8 protein-coding genes and 1 pseudogene are annotated in these 10,191 nt (G+C 33.4%); 5 read left to right on the top strand and 4 right to left on the bottom strand.

Features of this window, described 5'->3' with window-relative positions:
* Nucleotides 1-292 (top strand): Fur family transcriptional regulator (locus ACR2MV_RS06300; protein ID WP_434021058.1); only part of this gene is annotated, 292 nt, incomplete at its 5' end.
* A gap of 130 nt (nt 293-422) precedes the next feature.
* On the opposite strand, the gene ACR2MV_RS06295 is transcribed toward ACR2MV_RS06300, so the two are convergent.
* Nucleotides 423-851, bottom strand: coding sequence for an FKBP-type peptidyl-prolyl cis-trans isomerase (locus tag ACR2MV_RS06295; RefSeq protein ID WP_434021057.1), 429 nt, complete (start codon nt 849-851; stop codon nt 423-425).
* Nucleotides 852-1,136: 285 nt separating this feature from the next.
* Here ACR2MV_RS06295 and ACR2MV_RS06290 point away from each other — a divergent pair, with 285 nt between their 5' ends.
* The 4 genes from ACR2MV_RS06290 to ACR2MV_RS06275 all read left to right on the top strand — a co-directional run bounded on the left by ACR2MV_RS06290 (nt 1,137) and on the right by ACR2MV_RS06275 (nt 4,417).
* Nucleotides 1,137-1,520: a BlaI/MecI/CopY family transcriptional regulator gene (locus ACR2MV_RS06290; protein ID WP_434021056.1), complete on the top strand. Its 384-nt coding sequence runs from the start codon at nt 1,137-1,139 to the stop codon at nt 1,518-1,520.
* Nucleotides 1,513-2,835 (top strand): peptidoglycan DD-metalloendopeptidase family protein, encoded by a 1,323-nt coding sequence (locus ACR2MV_RS06285; RefSeq protein ID WP_434021055.1) that lies wholly within the window; start codon nt 1,513-1,515, stop codon nt 2,833-2,835. The genes ACR2MV_RS06290 and ACR2MV_RS06285 overlap by 8 nt, the downstream gene beginning before the upstream one ends.
* Before the next feature lie 162 nt (nt 2,836-2,997).
* Entirely contained in the window at nt 2,998-3,879 is an 882-nt protein-coding gene (locus ACR2MV_RS06280) for a peptidoglycan DD-metalloendopeptidase family protein (RefSeq protein ID WP_434021054.1), read from the top strand.
* Between the two features lie 124 nt (nt 3,880-4,003).
* Entirely contained in the window at nt 4,004-4,417 is a 414-nt protein-coding gene (locus ACR2MV_RS06275; RefSeq protein WP_434021053.1) for a heavy metal-binding domain-containing protein, read from the top strand.
* 74 nt (nt 4,418-4,491) lie between these two features.
* Here the strand turns inward: ACR2MV_RS06275 and ACR2MV_RS06270 are convergent, their stop codons facing one another.
* The 3 genes and pseudogenes from ACR2MV_RS06270 to ACR2MV_RS06260 form a co-directional block, all read right to left on the bottom strand.
* Nucleotides 4,492-8,049: a M1 family aminopeptidase gene (locus ACR2MV_RS06270; protein WP_434021052.1), complete on the bottom strand. Its 3,558-nt coding sequence runs from the start codon at nt 8,047-8,049 to the stop codon at nt 4,492-4,494.
* Nucleotides 8,050-8,052: 3 nt separating this feature from the next.
* Entirely contained in the window at nt 8,053-8,940 is an 888-nt protein-coding gene (locus ACR2MV_RS06265; protein WP_434021051.1) for an ABC transporter ATP-binding protein, read from the bottom strand.
* A 310-nt stretch (nt 8,941-9,250) separates the two neighbouring features.
* Nucleotides 9,251-10,191: pseudogene (locus tag ACR2MV_RS06260) on the bottom strand (hypothetical protein); the annotation flags it as partial.

Below are 10,191 nucleotides of genomic sequence, written 5' to 3'. Positions count from 1 at the left end.
AGAAAATCTTGGTTCTCAGTTCAATAAAACAACCATTTATCGTGTATTAGACAAGCTTGAAGATGACGGTGTTTTGCACTCTTTTTTAGGAAATAATGGATTGAAATGGTATGCAAAATGTCACGATTGTTCAGCAAATAAGCATAATGATCTTCATCCCCATTTTCAATGCCTGGATTGCGGAAAAGTGGATTGCTTATCTGTCAAGGTGACGCTTCCCAAAATACCTAATAGAAAAATTGAGGTCTCTCAATTATTGATACAAGGGAAATGCGAAGAATGCCTAGTATAAAAAATACTAGTTTAAACACCTTTTGTAGATCTACTGCCTAAAGACATTAAGGTGCCACCTACATTAGGAACATAAAAAAAACGCCTTTCACTTTTATGAAAGACGTTTATTATTCAATATTTTAATAGTTTTATAGAATCTCTAACAATTCAAGGTCAAAAACAAGATCTTGTCCTGCCAAGGGATGATTGCCGTCTAAGATGATATCATCAGCTTCTACTTTTGCAATTCTAAATTGTTGCTCTGCTCCCTCGGGATTCGAACCGACCAATCCCATTCCAACTTCAGGTTTTAAGTCTGGTGGCAGTTGTGATTTTGAAACTTTTTGAAAAAGATTCTCATTTACCTCGCCATAAGCTTCATGCTTTTCAATTTTGATCGTTTTTTTCTCATTTACCTCCATATCCATCAATCCATTTTCAAATCCAGGAATCAACTGACCTTTTCCAAGTTCCACTTCTAAAGGTTCTCTTTCCAATGAACTATCAAATACGCGTCCATCTACTAATTTTCCGGTATAATGAACTTTTACAGTATCATTCTCTTTTACTTTACTCATAATCTTTACTTTGTGATTTTTAATAAAAACGATGCAAAGATATGCCGTATAAAATGGTTAAAAGAACGATTTCTAGAAAACGTCACTTTCCCCATAATTTAGGTCTATCAAAAAGACCCGCTTATATTAGTTTTGGCTTCCCAAGTGTGACTAAAAAATCTCTGACCTTTATGTTATGAACAGATTCATTGCTATTTAGATCGTCAAAACCGGGTCTTATGACTATGTTTATAGTTTTATGACTATTTTTATAGTCACACTCAATATTATTGCTATATTTGCCACATGAAGGAATTAACAAAAGCAGAAGAACAGGTCATGCAATATGTTTGGAAACTTGAAAAAGCTTTTCTCAAGGATATTGTAGAGCAGTTCCCAGAACCCAAGCCCGCCTATACCACTATATCAACGGTGGTACGAGTTTTGGTGAAAAAGGAATTTTTGAGTTTTACCACCTATGGTAAGATTAGACAGTATTATGCAAGCATTTCTAAGGACCATTATTTTAAGAGACATATGAAAGAAGTTATAGGCAGTTTTTTTAATGGTTCTTCTAGTAAGTTTGCCCTGTTTTTTACAGAAAATGAAGATTTAGATGTAACGGAACTTGAAAAAATGAAACTTCTACTCGAAAGCAAAATCGAAAAATTAAAGAATCAACATGACTAATTTATTCACATATCTCGTTCAGGTTTCTTTGGTCTTTTCTCTTTTATACCTTTTATATGTCCTTTTGTTAGAAAAACTGACTTTTCATAGTGTGAACAGATTTTTCTTGTTGTCACTATTACCGATTTCACTGCTTATTCCTGTATCAGGATTTATACTACCCTCTGCGCTGCAAAAAACTATAGAAATACCCTTGTATACATATGTCAAGGCTCAAACCATTGAAAATCATATTGACCTAATTGATCCGCCAATGGCTGCCGCTTCCTATGGTTCACCTTTTATTCTTACAGGAATCTATTTGTTGGTTTTGGGAGCTTTTATGTTTAGAATTATCCATACTCACAGAAAAATATTCCTCTTAAAGGAAAAATCAATCTTACAAAAGAATAAGGATTGTAACATCTTTATTGGTGATGTTTCGACCGTGTTTTCTTATTTCAACAATATATTTATTCCGAAAAATAATGAACTCAATTTGAGTAAAGATATCATTGTTCATGAAAAGAGTCATATCAGATTGCATCATTCCTGGGATATTTTGCTCAGTGAAATCTATCTATCAATTTTCTGGTTTAACCCACTACTCTACTTTTATCGAAAATCGTTAAAATCTGTTCATGAATTTCAAGCTGATCGAGAAGTGTTAGAAAATGGAATAAAAACGTCGCACTATATGCAGTTGTTATTGGATAGTTTAGATCTAATGAAACCAAATAACCTGTATAATTATTTTAGTCAACCAATTATAAAAAAAAGAGTTCTGATGATGACAAAACCAAAATCTTTGTATTATGAAAGTCTGAAATATTTTTTAATACTCCCTGTATGTATCGTATTGATTTCCGCTTTTACACTTCCGTCTAGAAATAAACAACAGACCTTAGGTTTATCTCCTTTATCAATTATTGTTATTCCTCCCTCCTTGTTTCCTGTGCAAAATGGGTCCCTGTCTGATGTTTCCGCTCACTTTGGAGAAAAATTGAAACAAGCCAAAACAAATGACATCATAGAACATCATGGTTTAGATATAAGGGCAAAAACTGGAACACCTGTTGTGTCAACTGCCTCCGGGATTGTTAACAAGGCTTCCATGCAAGGGAATTGGGGCAATTTAATCATCATCAGTCATGCTGATGGTTATGAAACCTGGTATGCTCATTTACATGGGTTTAATGTGAAGCAGGGTCAAGAGGTTCAAAAGGGAAACATTATAGGTTATGTGGGTTCTACAGGTCGATCCAATGCATCACATTTGCATTATGAGGTCAAGCTCAACGGCATTCACCTTAATCCAATTGATTATTTAGAATAAGGATTTTTTAATTCATTTTTTCCATTATTTACATTAGATTGAAGCACTATCGTTTTAAATCAATGGTGATTTATAAAAGTATTAGCTTCCCATAAACTATATAAATTCCTCTTTCCTAACAATAGTATGAAACCGACTTATTTTCTGTTGATGTTGATCGTTATGTCAACATCAGTCATGGCCCAAAAAACAGACTTTTTGATTTTCGAAAAACCAATTAATTCTTTGGCCTTTGTAAAGTATTATCATGATTCATTATTCCATATTGCAGCTGATGAAAAGCATATCAAGTCTATAAAAGCAGAAAGCTGGAATGTGACCAAATTTAACCCATATTCAAAAACAAAGACTCATAAGCCCTTTGAAATTGTATTTAAGGACAGCAGCTTTGCGGCACCTGTGAAGGGAAGAATGGTCATAACTTCACGATATGGTTGGAGAAACGCAAGACCACATAGAGGAATTGATATTGATCTAATTACTGGAGATACAGTGATGGCGTTATTTGATGGTGTTGTGCGATTTGCCCAATACAGTTCTGGTCATGGGAGAACCGTCATCATTCGCCATGAAAATGGTCTGGAAACTGCATATGCACATCTTTCGAAATACGGAGTTAAGGTCAATGATTCCGTCTCAAAAGGGCAGTATATAGGTAAGGGAGGTAGCTCTGGCAATGCAAGGGGAAGTCATTTACATTTAATTACAAGTTATCAAGGTGCCTATATACATCCCGAATACCTGTTTGATTTTGACAATAACAACGGCATCAGAAAACAAGAGCTATGGATAACGAAATTCTGGTATACAGCCTCGTTTCATAATTCAAAAGAAAAAAGTAAGCTGATTTATTTTGATACCTATAGAGAGGCACTGGCCTCGATGAACAAGGAGAATCAAAGAAAAATCTATGTCGTTAAACCAGGTGACACCTTGTATGGAATTTCCAATAAGCACAGGATTTCTGTAAGTAAACTTTGCAGGGTGAATGCTATTTCAAAGAATACCGTACTTCGCATTGGTGAAAGGTTGATCATTAATTGATCCTGACAAAACAGGTCCCTTTTTAGTAGATAGATGTGAAAGAAATAACTATTCTTAAATAGGTTTAATCACCTATATTTTACTAAATTTATACTGTTAAATACTGTATTTAAATCAAAATATTATGAAAAACTATTCTATATTTTTGAATCTTTTTATTCTTGTTTTTTCATTGTTCATGTTTGTTTCCTGTGCTGAAAAAAAGCCTGAGAAAGAAGCTGAAAAACAAGAAATGAAGGAAAATGCAAAACATTCGGATATTGCTTATCAATGCCCGATGGATTGTGAAGACGGAAAAACCTATCATGAAACAGGCAGTTGTCCTGTGTGTAAAATGGACCTGAAGGAAGCTTCAACGCATCAGTCAGGCACCTGCAAGATGCACAAAGATGGCAAATGTAGTTGTGAAGGAAAAAAATGTAAATGTAAAGATTGTAAAGAGCATACAACAGCGATGACATGTGAGCAACACAAAGATAGTAAATGTACCTGCGAAGGTGAAAAATGTGCCTGCGCAAATTGTGCTGAACATACATGATTTAAAAAGCTCAAATGCGACAATCTTTGCGAAAAGCTGCTGCATTTGAGCCTATTACTCCTTAGTAGGCAGAATTATAACCGAATTAAGTTGTCTGTAAAATTTTCATCGGACCTGGTTCCAAACGGATCGACAGAAATATACTTCGGCAGTTCTTTTACTAAAAATTTTAACTCAGTGTCTTCAGAGTCGATTTGAGTCGATTGAAAATACAATATTGAATCGTTATTCTTTATATTAGAAGGATGTGAAGTGAAAATTCCAATTTTAATCGGCTCATTAATAGCTATTTGCTTTATGTTTTCATTTTCCATGGTTTCAAATCTCAATGCTTTGATATGCACAGAAACCTCATACATTCCATTAGGTAATTCTTTGTAAGAACCATCTTCAATGGCCAGATCATAGGTTATCACTTTTTTGAACCAATCATCTATTAATGTGTGGTATTCCTTCGGCACAACCTTATAAATCTCATTTAGAAATTCAATTGAATTGACTTCTAACTTATTCGTCTTACGATGATTATCTGTTATTGTTTTCAGAACCTCATTAACCTTATCCTCGCCTATTAAATCTCTTAAAGCCAGCATTACCGTATAGGCTTTTCCATAGGAGATATAACCATGACCGAAGACCTTATAAACAGGTGGTTCAATATCACTGGCCATTGATCTTCCTGAAAAATACCTGCGTCTTGCATTTTCACTAAGTTCATATAAAGCTCTTTTGCCATACATTTTTTCCATAACAACTGCTTCAGTATATTTTGCGAAACCTTCTATAAATAAAGAACCTCCTGGCACAGGCTTGGCCGATAAGGTATGTCCCCACCATTGATGTGAAACTTCATGAATCGTTCTTTTGGCAACTAAATTGAACGTATTCGGATCGCTGACATTTGCCAAATACAACCTGTCCTCTACCATACTGATTAAACCTGGATGAGCAAATCCACCAAAAGACCAATGTGATGGTAGTTCTGCAATTCTTACATGATTAAAATTATAGGAGCCAAAATTTTCCTGACAATAGTCTAAAGTTTTCTTTGTGCTATTTTCAACTTCCTCAATGTTAAAGTTGTGAGTTTCATCGTAATATTGCTCAATAGAAATCCCCTTATAGTTAACTTTTTTCGTGGTGTATTTTGCCGATAGGTATCCCACCATAGGTACGATTCGACCCTCAGACTTATAATGATAAAAATTTCTATCATCCACAGACCATTCTTTTACTAAATGACCAGAACTTAGAGCGATCTGGTCCTTATCTGTAGATACGATCGTTTCGAATTCTATTTTATCATGTTTAAAACTTTCCAATTCTATATGAGCATCTGAATGATTCTCAACTTCTATTTCAGGAAGATTTCTCTTCTGGCGCTCCACTCTATTGGAGATTTCCAGTCCGGAACTATAACCCATAATTGGTTCAAAATTTCTATGTGTGATATAACTTCCATTCTTGACTATGGTATTATCTTCATCATATCCTTTTAAAGTTTTGCTTAATTCATAAGTGAATTTGACAGAATCATTAGGTTGTAATGCTTTTTTAAATTTAAAAAGGTAAATTCCGTATGCTGCATCTTGCTGAATTAATGTAGCATTTTCTATTGAAACATTTGATAAAGCAACTCTTTCTGTAATAAAAATTTGGGACAAAGGTTTATCACCCTTATTCTTCAACATGTAATTTGCTTTCACCGCATAACTTCTTTCAGTTGGATAGATAGCAACTTCAGTTTTTCTAGAAGTAGTAATGGGTCTTTCTAAAATTTTATATTGTTTAAATTGACGCTCATAATTCTCTCTAAAATCTAATTGATCACTTACAGTATCATATTCATTTACAATAGTTGTATTGTAAATAACCAAGCTACCAGCTCCCAAAAACACAAGTATAAAAAATGTAAATGCTAGTTTCTGTAATTTTGACCAACCATATTTTAATTGTTTCACTTTCATTGTAAAAGTGGCCACTACTCCTCTATTCCATAATTTGAAAGAAAGAATTACCAATAACAATCCTATGGCTAGCCAATACACTGCTAAATGATCAAATAAGCTTGAAACTCCATTGTACCCATTCATATTATTATAACTCACTTTTGGCATAAACCCAAGACTTGTTAACGGATGCTCAAGCCCAAGAAAACCTGAATTCAAACTTAACAAAACAATCACACCAAAAACACCCATTCCCATGTATTTGTTCTTAACCAAAGAGTTTACAAAAAAGGCAATCATACAAAACACAACTATCTGAATACCATGGTAGTAAAATAGAGAAGCATATACACCAAGCTCAAAGTTTGTATAGTTTAAACTTAGCTGAAATAGCATGCTCATTAAAATTCCTGATGTTATTAAAATAATTGGTAATAACAACAACGCACTGAATTTTGATAAAAAGAAAACCCAATTTTTTGTTGGTGTAGCATCCAAAATATGGTTGAAATTTAAACCACGTTCTTTCCAAACTATTTCTGAACTATAAAAAACAATTAGTATCAAACTGAAGACTGATAATTGATTTACAAATAAATCTATTAGGTGATTTGTAAAAGGATACATGCTTACACCGTATTCTCCACCTCCAATAACAGTCGAATATAACTCTGAGAATACTATAAACATCCACATCAATAAGACTGCTATAAAAGGCAAACTCCTAAAAACACTTTTCAGTTCTAGTTTTAACAATGCAAAAAAGGCTAGTCTTTGTGCTTTAAAATTGTGCAATGCTTTTATTGGTTTATAAGCCAATAACTCTTGTGTATCATTTTTAATTTTTGACTCTTTTTGTACCTTTTTAGTGATTTTTCTGAAAGAAAACATTTTATAAGTAGCCAACAGAAAACCTAGAGAAACAAGAATCCAAACAATTCTGTTCTTTAAAAATAATCCTGATAACGAAAGAAACTGCGTGTTTTTCTGAAAAGGTGTCCAATATTGAGTTTGCTCATAAAAAGCTGCAATTCCAAATGGATCTGCAATAGCTGCTATTGCCATGCTTTCTGGTGAAGCCGGCACAGATTGAGCCATTAATGGAGAATTCAAAAAGATAGAACTTACAAAATACAGCATGTAAATAAATACGGCACTTACATAGGTTGCGGTGCTGTTTTTTGTAATTGTACTTACAGAAAATATAATTGTTGAACAGATAAAAATATTCGGAATTACAATATACAACAGTGGTTGTAGATAGGTCATTAACTGAAAATCATTGATACGACTTGGGTCTAAATCCGAGAAGTTTACTCCTAAATAATATCCTGAAAGAAAAGGCGAAAATGCCAACACACTAAAAATAAAAGTTCCTGAAAAACGACTCCAAAAATACTGTGCTTTTGTTATTGAAGAACTGTAAATCAAGCTCTCCATATTGTGTTGTTTGTCTCTAAGCATGGCGCTTACAGCAAAAAACATGGTGATAAACACACTTCCTAAAACAAAAATATTGGTGTAAAAATAGACTTGATATACAGCGTTAAAACTAACACCTTTTGGAGCAAAACCTTGTCTCCCAACAATTATACCTAGTGCTAAAAACAAAACTACAAATATGGGAAATGCTCTTTGTTTTAATTGGTAAAAAACTTCGAATTGTAATAACTGTTTAAACATAACTTAGGCTTTACTAGTTGTTTGATTGAATAAAGTAGCGAAATAATAATCTTCTAAATTCGGGGTAATTTTATCAAACCCAGCCTCTGGTTTACTATCAGAAAGTACTCTAATTTGAGTTTCACCAGAAACTAACTTTGTTGAGATTACTTGAAATGCTTTCTTATAAATATCAATATCAGCTTTGGGAATAATCTTTGTCCAAATCTTGCCTTCAATACTCGCCACCAGACTTGTCGGATTTCCCTGAGAAATAATTTCTCCATCAGCAAGTATGGCCATTTTAGGACATAAATTTCTTACGTCTTCTACAATGTGGGTCGATAAAATCACAATTACGTTTTCTCCGATCTCACTTAATAGGTTTAAAAAACGATTACTTTCCTCTGGGTCTAATCCTGCTGTTGGTTCGTCCACAATTATTATTTGTGGATTTGCCAGTAAGGCTTGTGCAATTCCAAAACGTTGACGCATTCCACCTGAAAAAGTATACACAGATTTTTTTCTATGCTGATATAAGTTTACTTGTTGTAACAAAGCAGTTACTTGCTCTTTACGTTCTTTTTTATCTAAAATCCCTTTTAGAATAGCCATATGATTCAATAACTTCTCTGCTGAAATTTTTGGATATACACCGAATTCTTGTGGTAAATAGCCTAGCTGTTTTCTAACCTCATTTGGCTCTTTAACAATATCAAAGTCATTAAAAAGAATACTTCCAGTTGATGGTTCTTGTAATGAAGCAATTGTTCTCATTAAAGAAGATTTTCCTGCTCCGTTTGCACCTAACAATCCAAACATTCCGTTTGTAATCTTTAAGTTGATTCCGTTTAATGCCTTCACTCCGTTTGGATATGTTTTGCTAAGTTCTTTTATTGTTAATGTGTTCATTTTATTCTAATTTTAAGTACACTACAAATATGCTAGCTTTATCCATCTCCATAAATTAAAGATGATAAACAAGGACTTTTTTAATTCAGATAACCATGATTTTGAACTTACTCATGTTGAACAAAAAAACGATGATGTTTGAATGAATATTGATATTGTTTAACAAAATTCTGAACCAAATATTTGGCTTGCTAACCTCCTTGTGTTTAGTTAGAGTGTATTTTTTGAAGTGAGGAAATTTATAAAAAACAAAAAGCTCCAAATTATTGGAGCTCTTTAATTGCGAGATATAAAATAGGCATAAATGCTTTTATCTTTTTACAAATTTTACGTTCTTAACTCTTCCTTTCATAGAAAGTCTGAACAAATCTCTTGTCTTATTAAACTCAAAAGTTTGTCTTGATTTTATCATTATTAGATCTTTCATTACAGGCTCAACCTCTCCAATTAGATTGCCTTTCACAATAAGAAGAATGCGATCTTTTTTAGTTTTAAGCGTATACACAACATCCAATTCTTCGCTATAGTAATCACCTGAATAACTTTCTAAGTCGGGTTCGCTATATTCAGTTATTGGTTTATAGGCAACATAATTTACTGGCGCTGCATTTGGCAGGTTCAGTGTAAATTTTTTGGTGGTTCCATTGGAACTCATTTCACAAATAACGGGTACTCTAGGGCCAATCATTTTAAACTTGTTTTTGGAAATTGGTACCATCATAGTAGCACTTCCATCATTTCTTACATAATTTAAGGTATCATTTCGGACTTCAAGTTTACGGCTCATTTTACTCTTACCATCCCAATATGATCCTTCAAAAGCATTCAGTTCTTTTTCTGTTAACGTAATTGATTTAAAATCCTTTATTTCGGGAGAAGATTTCTTTGTTTGAGTTCTTTTTTCTTTCTTGTATTGATCTTCAAGAAAAAGATCAGCAATCTTGTAGGCCATTTTTGTTGGGCTAGCATCTGTTCTATTCGCTAAAATAATTACTGAAAATTTTGCTTCAGGAATTCGTATAAATTCAGTTCTATATCCAACAGAAGCTCCACTATGATGAATCGCTTTAAACCCTCTGTAAGTAACTGTATTTAAGCCATTTGCGTAACGAATCTTACTTCCGTCATTCAAGATTCCATTTTCAGTCATTTTATCCCAAAAACCTGGAGTGAACAAATTCGAATTATAGAATGTAGCATCCCATTTTACAAGATCAGTTACATTAGTTTTTAAACCTCCAGAACCAATCA

The organism is Lutimonas sp., from assembly GCF_051011215.1.
In the GTDB taxonomy this organism is placed as follows: domain Bacteria; phylum Bacteroidota; class Bacteroidia; order Flavobacteriales; family Flavobacteriaceae; genus Lutimonas.
Note: the sequence above shows the minus strand (reverse complement) of the source record. Positions and strands in the feature narration are given on the sequence as shown.